The sequence below is a fragment of the Chromobacterium aquaticum genome, assembly GCF_021129195.1.
GTDB classification, from domain to species: Bacteria; Pseudomonadota; Gammaproteobacteria; order Burkholderiales; family Chromobacteriaceae; genus Chromobacterium; species Chromobacterium aquaticum.
In genome coordinates this window covers 15,602-33,368 of sequence record NZ_JAJOHW010000065.1, presented here as the reverse complement: position 1 = coordinate 33,368, position 17,767 = coordinate 15,602, and the positions used below count along the sequence as shown (strand labels likewise).

Sequence of the window (17,767 nt, the reverse complement as noted above, 5' to 3'; positions counted from 1 at the left end):
GTCTCAGTGGTGCTCGCCGCCGCGGCTGGACACCACCACGCCGTTCTCTATCACTTCCAGCTGCGGCGCTTCGACGAAGCTGTGGTAGGGCGCCGGGGTCGGAATCGTCCATTCCAGGGTATTGGCGTCCTCCCACGGCAGTTGCGGCGCCGGCTTGCCATGACGCAGCGAGCGCAGGATGTTGAACAGGAAGATCAATTGACCGAAGCCGAACATGAAGGCGCCGATGCTGGCGATCTGGTTGAACTCGGTGAATTGCAGCGCGTAGTCGGGAATCCGCCGCGGCATGCCGGCCAGGCCAAGGAAGTGCATGGGAAAGAAGGTGACGTTGAACCACAGCAAGGACCACCAGAAGTGCAGCTTGCCCAGGCCCTCGTGGTACATCTTGCCCGTCATCTTGGGAAACCAGTAATAGATGGCGGAGAACAGGCTGAACAGCGCTCCGGCCACCAGCACGTAATGAAAGTGGGCGACCACATAGTAGCTGGCGTGCAGCTGAATATCCACCGCCGCCACGCTGAGGGTGACGCCGGACAGTCCGCCTATGGTGAACAGCAGGATGAAGCCGATGGCGAACAGCATCGGCGTTTCAAACGTCATGCTGCCCTGCCACATGGTGGCCACCCAGTTGAACACTTTGACCCCGGTGGGCACCGCGATCAGCATGGTCGCGTACATGAAGAACAGCTGGGCGGTGGCCGGCATGCCGGTGGCGAACATATGGTGCGCCCACACCATGAAGGACAACACGCCGATGCTGGAGGTGGCGTAAACCATGGAGGTGTAGCCGAACAAGGGCTTGCGGGCGAAGGTCGGGATCACCTGGCTGATGATGCCGAAAGCCGGCAAGGCCATGATGTAGACCTCGGGATGACCGAAGAACCAGAACACATGCTGGTACAGGATGGGATCGCCGCCGCCGGCGGCATTGAAGAAATGGGTGCCGAAATGGCGGTCGGTCAGCACCATGGTGACCACCCCGGCCAGCACCGGCATCACCGCGATGATCAGGTAGGCGGTGATCAGCGAGGCCCAGGCGAACATCGGCATCTTCATCATGGTCATGCCCGGTGCGCGCAGATTGAGGATGGTGACGATGATGTTGATCGACCCCATGATGGAGCTGACGCCCATGATGTGGATGGCGAAGATGGTCATGTCCATGCCCATGCCCATCTGGGTGGACAAGGGCGCGTACAGCGTCCAGCCGGCCGCGGCGGCGCCGCCGGGCACGATGAAGGACAGCAGCAGCAGCAAGGCCGCCGGCGGCAGCAGCCAGAAGCTCCAGTTGTTCATGCGCGCGAAGGCCATGTCTGGCGCGCCTATCATCAGCGGCAGCATCCAGTTGGCCAGACCGGTAAAGGCCGGCATGATGGCGCCGAATACCATGATCAGGCCGTGCAGGGTGGTGAATTGATTGAACAGCTCCGGCTGGAAGAACTGCAGGCCGGGCTGGAACAGCTCGGCGCGGATGCACAGCGCCATCACCCCGCCGGACAGGAACATGGTGAAGGAGAACCACAGATACATCGAACCGATGTCCTTGTGGTTGGTGGCCGCCAGCCAGCGCATGATGCCGCGCGGGCGTTCATGATGCTCCGGCGCGTGGCCGGCATGGCCGGCGTCGTCGACAATTGCCATATCGCTCTCCTTGCGAGGGTCCGCCTTCAGCGCCGGGCTCAGCCGGTGGCGCCGCGGGCCGCCTTGATCTCTTTGGGCTGTACCATTTCACCGGTGTGATTGCCCCAGGCATTGCGCTCATAGGTGATCACCGCAGCGATGTCGGTATCGGACAGCTGCTTGCCCCAGGCTTGCATCGCTGGGTTTTTCTGGCTGCCGAACAGCACGATGTGGATGTGCGCCGGCTTGTCGGCGGTGGCTATCTTGGAGCCGTCCAAGGCAGGGAAGGCACCGGGCAGGCCCTTGCCGTTGGCCTGGTGGCAGGCGACGCAGTTCTGGGCATAGACTTTTTCGCCGCGGGCTTTCAAGTCGGCCAGCGTCCACGCCTTGTTGGGATCATCCGCCGCCGCGGCCATCTGTTTTTTCTTGGCTTCCAGCCACTTGGCGTAATCCTCTGGCGCCTTGGCTTCCACCACGATGGGCATGTAGCCGTGGTCCTTGCCACACAACTCGGAACACTGGCCGCGATAGGTGCCGGGCTTGTCGATGCGGAACCAGCTGTCGCGCAGGAAGCCGGGAATCGCATCCTGTTTGACGCCCAGCTGCGGCACCCACCAGGAGTGGATCACATCGTTGGCGGTCAACAGCAGCCGGACTTTCTTGCCGGTGGGCACCACCAGCGGCTCGTCCACTTCCAGCAGATAGTTGGTCGGCTTGGCCGCGGCGTTGGCGATGGCCTCGCGCGGCGTGGACAGATGGCTCATGAAGCCGAAACTGTCATCCAGATAGTCGTAGCGCCACTTCCATTGATAGCCGGTGACCTTGATGGTCATGTCCTCGCCGCGCGTGCTTTTCTGCGACAACACCACCTTGGTGGCCGGCCAGGCCATGCCGATCAGGATCAGCAGCGGGATCACCGTCCAGATGATTTCCACCGTGGTGTTTTCATGGAAGTGCTTGGCCTGATGGCCCGCGGCCTTGCGATGGCGAACGATGGCGTAGAGCATCACCAGGAACACCAGCGCGAAGATCACGCCGGTGATGATCAGCAGCATGGTGTGCAGATCGTACTGCTGGCGCGCAATGGGTGTGACGGGGGTTTGCAGGTTCAGCTCGGCCGCTGACGCGCAGGAAATCGGCAGCAAACAGCAAAGGACGCGCATACAGGACATAAGCCCCCCTTGAAATCCTCGACTGACATGAAAAACGCAGACTAGTCCGGTCTGTTCTGACGGCCGGTTAATCGCATGCTAGAAAAAAAGGTCAAGGAAAACAAGAAAATGTCTTGCGGCAACGCAATAAAATATTACAGATGCAAGTCGCGGCGCGCGCTGCCGCGCACCGGCGGCTCAGCTGGATTCGCCGGCCTGATAGGGCACTTCCAGCAATAGCGGCGCCGGCATATGCCGCTGTAGGGTTTCCAGATTCTGTTCGTAAGCCTGTTGCTGCGGCACCACTCGATTGGCCACCCAGCCGGCCAGCGGCAGGCCGGCGTCCAGCACCGCGCGCGCGGTCAGCAAGGCGTGATTGATGCAGCCCAGCCGCATGCCCACCACCAGAATCACCGGCAATTGCAAGGCCTTGGCCATATCGGCCATGAACAGCCTATCGGACAGCGGGGCCATCCAGCCGCCCGCCGCTTCCACCACCACCACGTCGGCGCTGGCGGCCAATTGCTGATAATGGTCGACGATCACGTCCAGCCGAATTTCCACGCCGGCCTCGCTCGCTGCGATATGCGGCGACACCGGCGGCAAGAACCGGTAGGGATTCATCAGCTCCAGATCGGACTGGCCGGTGGCGGCGGTCAGCCGCGCCACATCGTCGTTCCACCAACTGCCGTCCGCCAGCAACTCGCAGCCTGAGGCCACCGGCTTCATCGCCAGCACGCGCTTGCCTTCGGCCTGCCATTGACGGATCAATTGCACGGCGACATGGGTCTTGCCGATTTCGGTGTCGGTGCCGGTGATGAAGAAGGCTGCGGACATGGGCGTTTTCCGTCATGGATTTAAGTTGAGAGCTGGCAGTCTAGCGCCGCCCCGGCCGCGCGTAAAACGCAAAAAACCCCGGCTCCGCCGCGCAACGACGCCGACCTCTTGGGTCGGCGATCCGCCGCGCGGCCTTGTGAGCCGGGGCCAAATGGGGCGGCCTTGTGGGCCTGATGGACTTCACAATCGATAAAGTGAACCCCCTGGGCCGGGCGGTCTAACGCTGACTGCGCGCCGACAAGGACGGGATGGAAAACCTTGTCGACGACGCGCCGCGCTGACCACCGCGACCGGAAAACCTCATACCAGCGCTTGTGCGTTCAGCCTTTGCTCCTGGTTCATCAATTTGTTCAAGGCCGACAGATACGCCTTGGCCGAGGACACGATGATGTCGGTGTCGGCGCCCTGACCGCTGACGATGCGGCCGTCGAGCGCCAGGCGCACCGTCACTTCACCTTGGGATTCGGTGCCCTTGGTGATGGCGTTCACCGAATACAGTTCCAGTTCCGCGCCGCTGTCCGCCACGCTCTCAATCGCCTTGAAGGCGGCGTCCACCGGGCCGGAGCCGCTGGACTGGGCGCGGCGCTCTTCGCCATGCGCCAGGAACACGATGGAGGCCACTGGCGCTTCGCCGGTTTCGGTGGCGATCTTCAAGGACACCAGCTTGTATTCCTCTTCACGGCTGGAGCTCAGTTCGTCCGACACCAGCGCGTGCAGATCTTCGTCGAAAATCTCGCGCTTGCGGTCCGCCAATTCCTTGAAGCGGGCGAAGGCGGCATTCAGCGCTTCTTCGCTGTCCAGCACGATGCCCAGTTCGACCAGCTTGGTCTTGAAGGCGTTGCGGCCGGACAACTTGCCCAGCGTCAGCCGGTTGGTGCTCCAGCCCACCGATTCGGCGGACATGATTTCGTAGGTTTCGCGGTGCTTGAGCACGCCGTCCTGATGAATGCCGGACTCGTGGGCGAAAGCGTTGGCGCCGACGATGGCCTTGTTGGGCTGCACCGGATAGCCGGTCACCGTGGAAACCAGCTTGGAGGCCGGCACGATCTGGGTGGCGTCGATGCCGGTTTCCAGCCCGAAAATATCCTTGCGGGTGCGCACCGCCATCACCACTTCCTCCAGGCTGGCGTTGCCGGCGCGCTCGCCCAGGCCGTTGATGGTGCACTCCACTTGGCGCGCGCCGCCCAGCACCGCGGCCAGGCTGTTGGCCACCGCCATGCCCAGGTCATTGTGGCAGTGTGTGGACCAGGTCACTTGGTCGCCGCCCGGCGTCTTGGCGATCAGTTCGCGGAAGAAGGCCTCGGTGGCGAAAGGCACCGCGTAGCCTACGGTATCCGGCACGTTCAGCGTGGTGGCGCCGGCCTTGATCACTTCGCCGAAAATGCGCGCCAGGAAGTTGATGTCCGAGCGCAGCGCGTCTTCGGCAGAGAACTCGACATCGTCGGTGTATTCGCGGGCTATGGTCACCGCTTCCACCGCCGCCACCACCACTTCGTCCGGGCTCATGCGCAGCTTCTTTTCCATATGGATGGGGCTGGTGGCGATGAAGGTGTGGATACGGCCGCGCGCGGCCGGCTTGATCGCCTCGCCGGCGGCGCGCACATCGCGCTCGTTGGCGCGCGCCAGGCTACAGACGGTGGAATCCTTGATCACTTCGGCAATCGCGCGGATGGCATCGGCGTCGCCCGGGCTTGCCGCGGCGAAGCCGGCTTCGATGATGTCCACGCCCAGCCGCTCCAGCTGACGCGCAATCCGGATCTTCTCTTCCTTGCTCATCGATGCGCCCGGCGATTGTTCGCCATCGCGCAAGGTGGTGTCGAATATATAAAGACGATTGCCCATCTTGCTGTTTCTCCCTGGTCCCTGCGTTGCAATTTCCGCGCCTGTCCCGACGCCGATCAGATAATCGTTGAAATCGAAGCGTTTTCCCTGGCTCACCGCCAGGCCGGCCAGCTTGTTGAGCTGGGCCAGCGGCAGGCTGCCGCGTTCTCTCCATTTGTATATCGCCGCCCGGGTCACCGGCTCATCGGCGAACAAGCGATTCAGGTCCTCGGCCAGCTGTCCCGGCCCGCCGAAGTCCGCAATCAAGCGTTCAATGTCCAATTGCATCATGTGCTCCCGCAGCAAATTTTGATCCAGCCTACCGGCAAGCAGGACACAAAGTCAAATCTGCGCATTGAAAACTGTGATTAAAACGTCACACCTCATGTCCAAGCACAAAATATCAGACAAATTGTCTATTTTAAGCCGTAGCATGCTCAAATTATAGGCAGTGGACACCCGATTCGGCGCCGGCAGATCGGTTATAATCTAGGGTTTAGTCAGATCGATCGAGGACAAACCAGTGTCCGAACGCCTGTTCGTGCTGTTGCAACACCTGATGCCCAAACTGGCCATGACCCGGTTCGCCGGCTGCATCGCCAACTGGGAAGCCGGCGCCCTGACCCAATGGATCATCCGCCGCTTCATCGCCCGCTATCAGGTGGACATGAGCGAAGCCGCCGCCAGCGACCCCGCCGCCTACGCCAGCTTCAACGCCTTCTTCACCCGCGCCTTGCGCGCCGACGCGCGCCCGCTGGCGGCTGCGCGCCTGATTTGCCCGGTGGACGGCGCCATCAGCCAGTTCGGCCGCATCGAGCGCGAGCAGATTTTTCAGGCCAAAGGCCGCAGCTATTCCAGCACCGCGCTACTGGCCGGAGATGCCGCGCTGGCGCGCCGTTTCGACGATGGCCACTTCGCCACCATCTATCTGAGCCCGCGCGACTATCACCGCATCCACATGCCCTGCGCCGGCCGTTTGCTGGACATGCGCTATGTGCCGGGCGAGCTGTACTCGGTGAACCCCGCCACCGCCCGCGGCGTGGACCGCCTGTTCGCGCGCAATGAGCGCGTGGTCTGCAACTTCGAAGGCGAGGACGGCCAGCCCTTCGTCATGGTGCTGGTGGGCGCCACCATCGTCGGCAGCATGGCCACCGTCTGGCATGGCGTCGTCAATCCGCCGCGCCGCGCCGAGGTGTGTCAGTGGGATTACCGCGATCAGGACATCCGCCTGGCCAAGGGCGAGGAGATGGGGCGCTTCCTGCTCGGCTCCACCGTGGTGCTGCTGTTCCCGGCCGGGCCGCTGAGTTTCGACGCCGGCTGGCACGCGGCCAAGCCGGTGCGGCTGGGCGAGGCGATGGCCGATTGAGCGACACCGCCGGACGGCGCCGCCGCCCGGCAACGATGAGAAGGGGAGCGGCATGCAGATCTGGCTGGACACCATAGATTTCACCACCATCCACCACGCCCGCCAGTTGGGCGTGCTCGCCGGCGTGACCACCAATCCGTCGATACTCGCCGCCGCGGAGCGGCCGGTAGAGGAAGTGCTGGACGCGTTGCTGGACCTGCAACCCGGCCTGCTGGCGGTACAGGTCACCAGCGCGGATCCCGCCGTCCAGTTGCTGCAGGCGCGCCGGCTGGCCGCCAAGAGCGGACGCATCATCGTCAAGGTTCCCGCCGTCGGCGCAGGCTTTCAAACCATGGCCACGCTGGAGCGCGAGGGCATTCCCACGCTGGCCACCGCCATTTTCGAATCGCGCCAGATCGTGCTGGCCGGCCAGCTGGGCGTGCGCTACGCCGCGCCCTATATCAACCGCATCGAACAAGCCGGCCGGGATGCCGCCCTATTGCTGCGGGAGTCGCAGCAGATTCTCGATCGCTATGGCCAGCCCACGGTGATCATGGGCGCGGCAGTGAAGTCGGCGGAGCAGTTCATGCAATGCGCGCGCGCCGGCATCGGCGCCGCCACCTTGCCGGCCGACACCTATCGGCTGCTGTTCGCCTCCAGTCCGGAACTGGACGCGGCGCTGCAGCGCTTCGACAGCGCCTGGAGCGCGAACCCGCTCGCAGCCGGGTCGGCGCTGTTCTCCGCCACATAAGCCCTTGGGCAAAAACGTAAAAAAGCCGGGCTGCGCGCCCGGCTTCATCATTGCGGCTACGGCCAACGGCCATCAGTTCTTGGACTGGTCCACCAGCTTGTTCTTGGCGATCCACGGCATCATCGCGCGCAGTTCGGCGCCGACTTTCTCGATCGGGTGATCGGCGGTCAGACGACGACGCGCGGTCATGCTCGGATAGTTGGTCTTGCCTTCCAGGATGAACATCTTGGCGTATTCGCCGGACTGGATGCGATACAGCGCCTTCTTCATCGCGTCCTTGGTGGCCGAGGTCACCACTTCCGGGCCGGTCACGTACTCGCCGTACTCCGCGTTATTGGAGATCGAGTAGTTCATATTGGCGATGCCGCCTTCGTACATCAGGTCGACGATCAGCTTCAGCTCGTGCAGGCACTCGAAGTAAGCCATTTCCGGCGCATAACCGGCTTCCACCAGGGTTTCGAAACCGGCCTTCACCAGCTCCACCGCGCCGCCGCACAACACCGCCTGCTCGCCGAACAGATCGGTCTCGGTTTCCTCGCGGAAATTGGTCTCGATCACGCCGCCCTTGGTGCCGCCGTTGGCCGCGGCGTAGGACAATGCCACGTCGCGCGCCTTGCCGGACTTGTCCTGGTAAACCGCGATCAGCGTCGGCACGCCGCCGCCCTTCAGGTATTCGGAGCGCACGGTGTGGCCCGGGCCTTTCGGCGCCACCATGATCACGTCGACGTCGGCCGGCGGCACGATCTGGTTGTAATGGATGTTGAAGCCGTGAGCGAAGGCCAGCGCCGCGCCCTTCTTCAGATTGGGGGCGATGTCCTTGCCGTAGACGTCCGGCTGCGACTCGTCCGGCAGCAGAATCATCACCACGTCGGCCTTCTTCACCGCCTCGGCCACTTCCTTGACCTTGTGGCCGGCCGCTTCCGCCTTCTTCCAGGACGCGCCGTCCTTGCGCAGGCCCACCACGACGTCCACGCCGGAGTCTTTCAGGTTCTGCGCATGGGCATGGCCCTGGGAACCGTAGCCGATGATGGCGACTTTCTTGCCCTTGATGATGGAGAGGTCAGCGTCTTTGTCGTAGAAAACTTTCATTTGCAATCCTTGATTTCGTTTGTTTAGGCGGCCCGGCCCTGGGCCGGCGCCCGCCTGCTTCAGATTTTCAGAACCCGCTCACCCCGACCAATGCCGGATGCGCCGGTACGGACCGTTTCCAGGATCACTGTGCGGTCCACCGCCTCGATGAAGGCGCCGAGCTTTTCGCTCGTACCGGTCAGCTCGATGGTGTAAGTCTTTTCCGTCACGTCGATGATGCGTCCGCGGAAGATGTCGGCCATGCGCTTCATCTCCTCGCGGTCCTTGCCGGTGGCGCGGACCTTGATCAGCATCAGCTCGCGCTCGATGTGCTCGGATTCATTGAGGTCTATCACCTTGACCACCTCGATCAGCTTGTTGAGCTGCTTGGTGATCTGCTCGATGACTTCGTCGGAACCGTGAGTGACGATAGTCATGCGCGACAGCGTCGGGTCCTCGGTCGTGGACACTGTCAGCGAATCGATGTTGTAGGCACGGGCCGAAAACAGGCCCACCACGCGGGACAATGCGCCCGCTTCGTTTTCCAGAAGAATGGATAGGATATGTCGCATACCGGCTGGCCTCAACACATATTGCCGTAGTCACGGTTGTTCTCGAAAGGCACGTTCTGCACCTCGCTCATGTGCGCGGGCAGGTCCATCTGGTCCAGGCCCTTGCCATTCTGCACCATCGGGAACACGTTCTCGGACTGATCGGTACGGAAATCCAGGAACACCAGGCGTTCTTTCAGCTTCTGGCTGAACGCCTCCTTCAGCACCGGCTCCACATCGGCGGGGTTTTCCACCTTGAAGCCGACATGGCCGTAAGCCTCGGCGATTTTGACGAAGTCCGGCAAGGCGTCCATATAGGATTCGGAATAACGCGTGCCATAGAAGAACTGCTGCCACTGGCGCACCATGCCCAGATAGCGGTTGTTCAACGCCAGCACCTTCACCGGGGTGTGGTACTGCTTGCAGGTGGACAGCTCCTGGATATTCATCTGGATCGAACCCTCGCCGGTGATGCAGGCGACGGTGGCGTCCGGATTGGCCAATTGCGCGCCCATCGCCGCCGGCAGGCCGAAGCCCATGGTGCCGAGGCCGCCGGAGTTCAGCCACTGCTTGGGGCTGTCGAACTTGTAGTACTGCGCCGCCCACATCTGGTGCTGGCCCACGTCGGACGTGACGATGGCCTTGCCGCCGGTGATCTCGTACAGCTGCTCCACCACGAATTGCGGCTTGATCAGCTCGCTGGACGGGGTGTACAGCAGACAGTTGTGGCCGCGCCATTCTTCGATCTGTTTCCACCAGCCGGCCAAGGCTTGAGCGTCCGGCTTCTGGCCGGATTGCTTCAGCAGGTCCAGCATGTCTTTCAGCACATGCTTGACGTCGCCGACGATGGGAATGTCCGCCTTCACCCGCTTGGAGATGGAGGACGGGTCCACGTCGATGTGGATGATCTTCTTCGGCTGGCTGAGGAAGTGCGAGGGCACGCTGATCACGCGATCGTCGAAACGCGCGCCTATGGCCACCAATACGTCGCAGTACTGCATCGCCATATTGGCTTCATAAGTGCCGTGCATGCCCAGCATGCCGAGGAACTGCGGATCGGAACCCGGATAGGCGCCCAGGCCCATCAGGGTGTTGGTACACGGCAGGCCCAGCGATTTGACCAGTTCGGTCACTTCGCCGGCAGCATTGCCCTGCACCGCGCCGCCGCCCACGTAAATAAAGGGGCGCTTGGCTTCCAACAGCAGGTTCACCGCTTTCTTGATCTGCCCCGGGTGGCCGCGGGTAGCCGGCACGTAGGAGCGGATATGCACGCTTTCCGGGTATTGGAATTCCGTGCGCTGCTGGGTGATGTCCTTGGGGATGTCCACCACCACCGGGCCGGGACGGCCAGTCTTGGCGATGTAGAACGCCTTTTTGATGGTGGCGGCGATCTCGTTCACATCCTTGACCAGGAAGTTGTGCTTCACGCACGGGCGGGTGATGCCCACCATGTCCACTTCCTGGAAGGCGTCCAGGCCGATGGCCGGAGACGGCACCTGGCCGGACAGCACCACCATGGGGATGGAGTCCATATAGGCGGTGGCAATGCCGGTCACGGCATTGGTCGCGCCGGGGCCGGAGGTGACCAGGGCCACGCCCACCTTGTCGCTGGAACGGGAGTAGGCATCGGCGGCATGCACCGCCGCCTGCTCGTGCCTGACCAGCACATGTTTGAATTTGTCCTGCCGGAAAATGGCATCGTAGATTTCCAGCACCGCGCCGCCGGGGTAGCCGAAAACGAATTCGACACCTTCTTCCTGCAGGCAGCGGACAACCGCTTCCGCGCCCGATATCTGCATATCGCCTCTTTGTCTTTGTGTTAGTTTCATCCCGTATCGGACGACCTTAGCGTATAGCTTTGAAGCCGGTCAAGTGCTTTTGTGCAGGTGCAATATGCATCTAAGCCTCGGTAAATTCAGGAAAAAAATCAGGCTTGGCCGAATCGGCGACGCTCTGCTACCATCTTCTGTTGGCATCTACTCAAACTCTCATCCAATGGCTAGCCGCAAGGAAATGGCCGACTTTCTGGAGTCGGCGGAAAAACGCGCTTTCAAGCAAGCGTGGTATGCGGTCCAGAATGAAGACAGCGCATTGGATATCGTGCAGGACTCGATGATGAAACTGGCGGATCGCTATCCGCACGCCCCGGCGGCGGAGCTGCCGCTGATCTTCCAGCGCATCCTGCAAAACACCATTCGCGACTACTACCGCCGCAGCAAGGCGCGCCGCTTCGTCAGCACGCTGCTGTCCTCGCTGATTCCCACCCGCGAGGAGGACGACAGCCCGGATCCGCTGGAACTGCTGGACGTGGCCGCCGACGAGGCTCAGCACAACCCGGAGCGCTGGTATGCGCGCAAGGAAACCGCGGTGCTGATCGAGGCTTCGCTGCAACTGCTGCCCACCCGTCAACGCGAGGCGTTTTTGCTGCGTTATTGGGAAGGTCTGGATGTTGCCGACACCGCGCGCGTGATGGGCTGCTCCGAAGGCAGCGTGAAAACGCATTGCTCGCGCGCCAATCACACACTGGCCGCCATCCTGACGCAAAAGGGAGTGACGCTATGAAACCTTCCAATCCCCTGCCCGGCCACGTCGCACGCGTGCTGGATCATGCCGGCGCCGATCTCGACCCCGCCGTGGAACACAAGCTGCGCCAGGCGCGCGCTCGCGCGCTGGCCCGTTTCGATGCCCAGGCCGCCCAGGCGGAGTCCTCGCGCGAACGGCTGGGGCTGTGGGCGCAGCGCCATGTGCTGCTGCTGCGCCGAGGCAGCCTGGCGCTGGGCTTCGCGCTGCTGACCGGCGCCGGCATGATGCTGGCCGAGGACCTGCTGCTGGAAGAAGAAGCGGTGGACGCCGCGGTGCTGGCGCAGGACCTGCCGTTCGAATCGCTGCTGGAGCCGCATTTCAGCCGGGGGCTGCATGAATAGCGGCCGTCGGCTGCTGCTCGCGCTGTGCCTGAGCGGCCTGCTGACGCCGGCGGCCAAGGCCAGCCCGCCGGCCAATCCCGGCTGGGCGCAGTTGAGCCCGGAGCAGCAGGAGGTGCTGGCGCCGCTGGCCGAGGAATGGGACCGCTACGCGCCGTACAAGAAGCAGAACCTGCTGGCCATCGTGCCGCAGTTCCGCCAACTGCCGGAAACGCAGCGCCTGCGCGTGCAACAGAAGCTGAAGGCATGGTCAGAGCTGAGCCAGCAGCAGCGCGATGAAATTCGCGCCAATTGGAAAGCGCTGCAGCAGATGCCGCCCGAACAACGCCAGCAGGCCATCCAGCGCCTGCGGCAACAACACAAGACCCAAGATGCCTCCCGCTGACGCCACCCTGCCCCCGCCCACGCTGAAACGCAGCCTGGCCAGCCTGTTCTATGAATTGCTGCTGGTCGCCGCCTTGCTGCTCACCGTCACCGCCGTGCTGACGCCGCTGCAGATGCTGATCGGCCAGGACGCGCTGTTCAAGACACTGCTCAAGGCGGTGCTGGCCATCGCGCTGTTCGGCTACTTCGGCTATTGCTGGGTGCGCAGCGGCCAGACCGTGGCGATGAAGACCTGGCGCATCAAGCTGGTCAACGCCCACGGCGGCGGCATCGTCTGGAAACAGGCGGCGGTGCGCTATCTGGTAGGCATGGCCTTGTTCGTCGGCATGCCGGCAGTGTCCTATCTCGGCTGGGCCAACGCCTACGGCCACCAGCCGCAGGCGCTGTGGCTGGCGCTGAGCTGGTGCCTGATTCCCTTCCTGGCCAAGTTTTACGACCGCGACAAGCTCTTCCTGCACGACAGGCTGGCGGGCACCCGCCAGATCGTGCTGCCCAAACCGCCGCATCCCGGCAAGAAACGACGCGGCGACTCCGCGCCGGACTGATCCCTAAACGCAGGCAGGCCGCGCCAGCAAGGGCTCCGCCTCGGCGAACTCCGTCAAGGCGTCCAGCAATGCTCGCACCCGCGCCGGCACATGGCGCCGTTGCGGCCACACCGCGTACACCGGCCGCGGCGCCATTTCCCACTCCGGCAACAGCTGGCGCAAACTGCCGTCCCGCAATTGAGCATGGCACAGGCTGTGCGGGCACACCGCCACGCCGGCGCCGGCCTCGGCCAAGCGGCGCGGCAGCAGCATATCGTTGACTTGCAAGCTGGCCGGCGGCAATTCCGATTCCGCGCCATCGGCCGCCCGCCGCAGCCGCCAGCGTTCGAACGGTTCCGCCAGCAATAGCGCATGGTTCGCCAGCGCCTCCGGCGCGCCGGGCTCGCCCCGCTCCGCCAGATAGGCGGGCGAGGCCACCAGCAAGGTGCGCACCCAGCCCAATAAGCGCTGGTTCAACCGCGAATCAGGCTGCTCCCCGACGCGCAAGGCCAGATCGGCCATGCCGCTGAACAAATCGTCGATGGCATTGTTCAGACGCAGTTCCAGCCGCAGTTCCGGATAGCGCTGCAGCATGCGCCGCCACACCGGTACCAGCAGATCATTGCCCAGGCTCAACGGCGACAGCACCCGCAGCACGCCCTTGACCTGGTTCAGCGCCGTTCCCAGCGATTCCGTCTGCTGTTGCAGCGCGGCCAGCAGCGGCCGGCAATGTTCGTAGTATTGTCCGCCCTCCGCCGTCAGCTCCATGCGCCGCGCGCTGCGGTGCAATAAGCGGCAGCCCAGCCGCCGCTCCAGCGCCTGCAGCCGGCGCGACAAGGTGGCGGCCGGCATCTCCAGCACGCGGGACGCCGCATTCAGGCTGCCGGCGTCGACGATGCGCACGAAAAGTTGCAGATCATCCAGCATGATTTCATTTTTGCAATTTGAATTTGATTTTTTAAGTCTATTTGCGCAAATGGTTTTTTTCTAGACTCGCGCTGCACTTACGCAAACGTGAATGAAAGGAATCGCCATGGCCCTGCGCCTGCCTTATGCCCAATTGTCCCCCGCCGCCTACCAGGGGCTGGCCAGCGTCAAGGCCAGCCTGCAACACAGCAGCCTGGGCCTGCCCTTGATCGAACTGGTTTATCTGCGCGTGTCCCAGATCAACGGCTGCGCCTTTTGCTTGAAAATGCACGCGTCGGCCTTGCGCGCCAGGGGGGAAGACAATGAGCGCATCGATGCTCTGGCCGGTTGGCGCGTCAGCGAGTGGTTCAGCGCGCGCGAGCGCGCGGCGCTGGAGTGGGCGGAGTCGCTGACGCATATCGCCGTCACCCAGGCGCCGGACCGACACTACCTGCCGCTGCAGGCGCATTTTACCGCCGAGGAGATCGCCGACCTCAGCTTCGCCATCGCCCTGATGAACGCCTTCAACCGGCTGGCGGTGGGCATGCGCCAATAAGCCGCATCTAGTGTGGGCGATCGCTGGCGACTATGCTTCATATGAAGATAAACTAGCTTCAAGCCGTGCTAATCTCTGCGCCCGGTAGTCATCCAGTTGTCACCCACACATCAGGAACCGTCAGTGATGCAACAAGCACCAGACCAGATTGACCGTATCGTGGCCCTGTGGCGCGAGGTTCGCCCGGACTTGGACCCGTCCTCCACCGAAGTGGTCGGCCGCCTTGTGCGGATGGAGTATTTTGTCACCCGCCGCGTGCTGCACGATCTGGCGCGCCACAATCTGAATGTCGGCGAATTCGACGTGCTGGCCGCGCTGCGCCGCGGCGGCGAACCGTTTCAACTGTCTCCTAATCAACTGCAGGGCATGGTGCTGATTTCCTCCGGCGCGCTGACCAACCGCATCAACCGGCTGGAAGAAGCCGGCCTGGTGACCCGCTCGCCGGACCCGGCCGACCGCCGCGGCGTGATCGTGACGCTGACGCCCAAGGGCTTCGAGGTGATCGAGGACGCCGTCGGCAACCATCTGTCGGCGGAAGCGGAACTGATCGAGATGCTGGACGCGGAGGAGCGGGCGACGCTGGCGCGCTTGCTGAAGAAAATGCTGCAAACCCAGGAGGATTGAGATGCGCGCTCACTCCTGTAGCCTGCCGCTATGAAGCGATAAAAAAACCGGCTTGGATCCCAGCGCCGGTTTTTTTGCATCCGCGCTTCAGCGCAGTTGTAGCGGCGCGACCGACGCCGTCTTCACCGGCAACGGCGCCACCCAGTGCCAGCGGCCCTTCCAGGCGCCCATCACCAGATTGGGATACTCGGCGCGGCCCAGGCTGCCGTTGTAGCGGCCCAGCGCGCGGAACAGATTGCCGCGCTCGATATCCAGGTAGTAGCGCAAAATGGTGCAGCCGTAGCGCAGATTGGTGGTGAGATCGAACAGATTGTGCTGCGGATTGCCTATGCTGCGCACCCAGAACGGCATCACCTGCATCAGCCCGCGCGCGCCGACGCCGGAGATCGCGTACTTGTTGAAGCCGCTCTCCACCTGAACCAGGCCCAGCACCAGTTGCGGATCCAGGCCAGCGCGGGTGGCTTCGTAGTGAATGGCGGTCAGCAGGCGCTCGCGCGTCCACTTGTCCGGAATCCGCTTGGCCAGCCGGCTGGACATTTCGCCCAGCCAGGCGTCGGCTTCGCGCTGGTCGTCGAACACCAGCCGCGGCGCGTTGGCGTCGGACACCGAACGACGCATGGTGGACGCGACGTTGGCGGCCAGCGCCTCTTCCTTCTGCGCGCCGGCCCACGCCGGCATCGCTGCCAGCGCGGCCAACAACACGACGATGCCGGATCGGATCATATGGCGGTCACAGCCCCAGTTTGGCGAGCACTTGTTCCAGCATAGCATCCGCGGCCAGCGCGCTCGCCGCTTCGTCGCGGCGGTGCTGGTACTCGACCTTGCCTTCCTTCAGGCCGCGGTCGCCGATGGTGATGCGGTGCGGCGCGCCTATCAGTTCCCAGTCGGCGAACATCGCGCCCGGGCGTTCGCCGCGGTCGTCCAGGATCACGTCCACGCCCTTGGCCAGCAGGCCTTGATACAAGGCGTCGGCGGCGGCCTTCACCTCGGCGGAACGGTCATAGCCCACCGGGCAGATCACCGCGCTGAACGGCGCGATGGCATCCGGCCAGATCATGCCCTTATCGTCGAAGTTCTGCTCGATCGCCGCGCCCAGAATACGGGTGACGCCAATGCCGTAGCAGCCCATCTCGAACGGCTTGGGCTTGCCGTCCTCGTCCAGGAAGGTGGCGTTCATCGCTTCCGAGTACTTGGTGCCCAAATAGAACACATGGCCCACTTCGATGCCGCGCTGGATCGCCAACACCCCCTTGCCGTCCGGCGAGGCATCGCCGGCCACCACATTGCGGATGTCCATCACTTCCGGCTCCGCGCAATCGCGGCCGAAGTTGACGCCGGTATAGTGCTGGTCGTCCTCGTTGGCGCCGGTGATCATGTCGGCCATCTTGGCGACGGTGCGGTCGGCGATGACGCGGCCCTTGAAGCCCACCGGGCCCAGCGAGCCGGGATTGGCGCCGAAGGCGGCCTTGATCGCGGCCGGAGCGGCGAAAGTCAGCGGCTTCTTGATGCCGGCGATTTTCTCGGCCTTGACTTCGTTCAGCTCGTGGTCGCCGCGCACCAGCAATAGCACCGGCTGATCTTCGTCGCCGTCCACCACCACCGCCTTGACGGTCTGCTTGATATCGACTTTCAGGAAGTCCACCAGATCGGCGATGGTCTTGACCTTGGGGGTGTGCACCTTGGCCATGGCCGCGCCGGCGGCCGCGCGTTCACCGGCCGGGGCCACCGCTTCGGCCAGCTCGATATTGGCGGCGTAGTCGGAGTCCGGGCAGTAGGCGATGGCGTCCTCGCCGGTGTCGGCGATCACCTGGAATTCATGCGAGCGGTCGCCGCCAATCGCGCCGGTGTCGGCGGCGACGGCGCGGTAGCTCAGGCCCAGGCGGTCGAAGATGCGGCAGTAGGCGGCATACATATTGTCATAGCTGACGCCGGCGGCTTCGACGCTGCGATCGAAGGAGTAAGCGTCCTTCATGGTGAACTCGCGGCCGCGCATCACGCCGAAGCGCGGGCGGCGCTCGTCGCGGAACTTGGTCTGGATCTGGAAGAAGTTCTTGGGCAGCGCGCGGTAGCTGCGCAGCTCGTTGCGGGCGATGTCGGTGATCAGCTCTTCGGAAGTGGGCTGCAAGGCGAAGTCGCGCTCATGGCGATCCTTGAAGCGCAGCAGCTCCTCGCCCATCTTGTCCCAGCGTCCGGTTTCCTGCCACAGCCCGGCCGGCTGCACCACCGGCAGGCTGACCTCGATCGCGCCGGCGCGCACCATCTCTTCGCGCACGATGTTTTCCACCTTGCGCACGCTGCGCAGGCCCATCGGCATCCAGGAGTAAATGCCGGCGGCCACTTTGCGGATGAAACCGGCGCGCATCATCAGCTTCTGGCTGGCGATGTCCGCGTCGGCGGGGGCTTCCTTCAGGGTGGAAATGAAAAACTGCGATGCGCGCATGATGCGTCCTTGGTAATACGGTGTAATGAGGGCTTGATTGTAGCGTTTGCCGCGCCTCGCGGCCAAGCCTTGCGCCGGTATCGCCTATTTGCGCTATAAAGATGCGTGTCTCGCCGCCCTGCCGGCTACCCCAGATGCGCCGGCCGCGCAAGCCAGCGGCCGAACTCTGTCGTTTTACAAGAACACATCCCGGCACTTGCGCGGCCTTTGCTTGGCTTACCCAGACCTCTGGAGTAATCTGCGCGCTCAAGAACCATCGATATTGCTG

Annotated in this window: 18 protein-coding genes; 8 read left to right on the top strand and 10 right to left on the bottom strand. The window is 63.4% G+C overall.

Features of this window, described 5'->3' with window-relative positions:
* Positions 1 to 3: 3 nt before the first annotated feature.
* The 4 genes from ctaD to LQT98_RS10485 form a co-directional block, all read right to left on the bottom strand.
* Positions 4 to 1,641, bottom strand: a complete 1,638-nt coding sequence (ctaD, locus tag LQT98_RS10500) for a cytochrome c oxidase subunit I (protein WP_231462281.1) — start codon at positions 1,639 to 1,641, stop codon at positions 4 to 6.
* Positions 1,642 to 1,679: 38 nt separating this feature from the next.
* Entirely contained in the window at positions 1,680 to 2,792 is a 1,113-nt protein-coding gene (coxB, locus tag LQT98_RS10495; protein ID WP_231462280.1) for a cytochrome c oxidase subunit II, read from the bottom strand.
* Positions 2,793 to 2,969: 177 nt separating this feature from the next.
* Positions 2,970 to 3,608, bottom strand: a complete 639-nt coding sequence (bioD, locus tag LQT98_RS10490) for a dethiobiotin synthase (RefSeq protein WP_231462279.1) — start codon at positions 3,606 to 3,608, stop codon at positions 2,970 to 2,972.
* Positions 3,609 to 3,908: 300 nt separating this feature from the next.
* A complete protein-coding gene (locus LQT98_RS10485; RefSeq protein ID WP_231462278.1) occupies positions 3,909 to 5,717 on the bottom strand; it encodes a 2-isopropylmalate synthase in 1,809 nt (602 codons plus the stop codon).
* Positions 5,718 to 5,952: 235 nt separating this feature from the next.
* Here LQT98_RS10485 and asd point away from each other — a divergent pair, with 235 nt between their 5' ends.
* Both asd and LQT98_RS10475 read left to right on the top strand, forming a co-directional pair.
* Positions 5,953 to 6,795 carry an archaetidylserine decarboxylase gene (asd, locus tag LQT98_RS10480; RefSeq protein ID WP_231462277.1) on the top strand — a complete coding sequence of 281 codons (843 nt, stop codon included), beginning with the start codon at positions 5,953 to 5,955 and terminating at the stop codon, positions 6,793 to 6,795.
* Positions 6,796 to 6,847: 52 nt separating this feature from the next.
* Positions 6,848 to 7,525: a transaldolase family protein gene (locus LQT98_RS10475; RefSeq protein ID WP_231462276.1), complete on the top strand. Its 678-nt coding sequence runs from the start codon at positions 6,848 to 6,850 to the stop codon at positions 7,523 to 7,525.
* A gap of 72 nt (positions 7,526 to 7,597) precedes the next feature.
* Here the strand turns inward: LQT98_RS10475 and ilvC are convergent, their stop codons facing one another.
* From ilvC to ilvB, 3 genes are read right to left on the bottom strand one after another with little or no spacing between them, the layout of a single operon-like run.
* Positions 7,598 to 8,614 (bottom strand): ketol-acid reductoisomerase, encoded by a 1,017-nt coding sequence (ilvC, locus tag LQT98_RS10470; RefSeq protein ID WP_048407995.1) that lies wholly within the window; start codon positions 8,612 to 8,614, stop codon positions 7,598 to 7,600.
* A gap of 59 nt (positions 8,615 to 8,673) precedes the next feature.
* A complete protein-coding gene (gene ilvN / locus LQT98_RS10465; RefSeq protein ID WP_019101853.1) occupies positions 8,674 to 9,165 on the bottom strand; it encodes an acetolactate synthase small subunit in 492 nt (163 codons plus the stop codon).
* Between the two features lie 11 nt (positions 9,166 to 9,176).
* Entirely contained in the window at positions 9,177 to 10,943 is a 1,767-nt protein-coding gene (ilvB, locus tag LQT98_RS10460) for a biosynthetic-type acetolactate synthase large subunit (RefSeq protein ID WP_048407994.1), read from the bottom strand.
* Between the two features lie 196 nt (positions 10,944 to 11,139).
* Between ilvB and LQT98_RS10455 the strand changes: the two genes are divergently transcribed.
* Genes LQT98_RS10455 through LQT98_RS10440 form a run of 4 tightly spaced genes read left to right on the top strand, consistent with a single transcriptional unit; the run spans position 11,140 to position 12,994 of the window.
* Positions 11,140 to 11,706, top strand: coding sequence for an RNA polymerase sigma factor (locus LQT98_RS10455; RefSeq protein ID WP_048407993.1), 567 nt, complete (start codon positions 11,140 to 11,142; stop codon positions 11,704 to 11,706).
* Positions 11,703 to 12,068 carry a DUF3619 family protein gene (locus tag LQT98_RS10450; RefSeq protein ID WP_082150819.1) on the top strand — a complete coding sequence of 122 codons (366 nt, stop codon included), beginning with the start codon at positions 11,703 to 11,705 and terminating at the stop codon, positions 12,066 to 12,068. Before LQT98_RS10455 ends, LQT98_RS10450 begins: the two co-directional genes overlap by 4 nt.
* On the top strand, positions 12,061 to 12,450 hold the full coding sequence (locus LQT98_RS10445; protein ID WP_231462274.1) for a DUF3106 domain-containing protein: 390 nt from the start codon (positions 12,061 to 12,063) through the stop codon (positions 12,448 to 12,450). Before LQT98_RS10450 ends, LQT98_RS10445 begins: the two co-directional genes overlap by 8 nt.
* Positions 12,437 to 12,994 carry an RDD family protein gene (locus LQT98_RS10440; RefSeq protein WP_231462273.1) on the top strand — a complete coding sequence of 186 codons (558 nt, stop codon included), beginning with the start codon at positions 12,437 to 12,439 and terminating at the stop codon, positions 12,992 to 12,994. Before LQT98_RS10445 ends, LQT98_RS10440 begins: the two co-directional genes overlap by 14 nt.
* A gap of 3 nt (positions 12,995 to 12,997) precedes the next feature.
* Here the strand turns inward: LQT98_RS10440 and LQT98_RS10435 are convergent, their stop codons facing one another.
* Positions 12,998 to 13,900, bottom strand: a complete 903-nt coding sequence (locus LQT98_RS10435; protein WP_231462272.1) for a LysR family transcriptional regulator — start codon at positions 13,898 to 13,900, stop codon at positions 12,998 to 13,000.
* A 106-nt stretch (positions 13,901 to 14,006) separates the two neighbouring features.
* Between LQT98_RS10435 and LQT98_RS10430 the strand changes: the two genes are divergently transcribed.
* Both LQT98_RS10430 and LQT98_RS10425 read left to right on the top strand, forming a co-directional pair.
* Entirely contained in the window at positions 14,007 to 14,435 is a 429-nt protein-coding gene (locus LQT98_RS10430) for a carboxymuconolactone decarboxylase family protein (RefSeq protein WP_048407988.1), read from the top strand.
* Between the two features lie 126 nt (positions 14,436 to 14,561).
* Complete coding sequence (locus LQT98_RS10425) at positions 14,562 to 15,059, top strand: MarR family winged helix-turn-helix transcriptional regulator (RefSeq protein WP_048407987.1); 498 nt, start codon at positions 14,562 to 14,564, stop codon at positions 15,057 to 15,059.
* A gap of 87 nt (positions 15,060 to 15,146) precedes the next feature.
* Here the strand turns inward: LQT98_RS10425 and LQT98_RS10420 are convergent, their stop codons facing one another.
* Complete coding sequence (locus LQT98_RS10420; protein WP_048407986.1) at positions 15,147 to 15,782, bottom strand: lytic transglycosylase domain-containing protein; 636 nt, start codon at positions 15,780 to 15,782, stop codon at positions 15,147 to 15,149.
* 7 nt (positions 15,783 to 15,789) lie between these two features.
* Complete coding sequence (locus LQT98_RS10415) at positions 15,790 to 17,499, bottom strand: proline--tRNA ligase (RefSeq protein ID WP_231462271.1); 1,710 nt, start codon at positions 17,497 to 17,499, stop codon at positions 15,790 to 15,792.
* Positions 17,500 to 17,767: the final 268 nt, after the last annotated feature.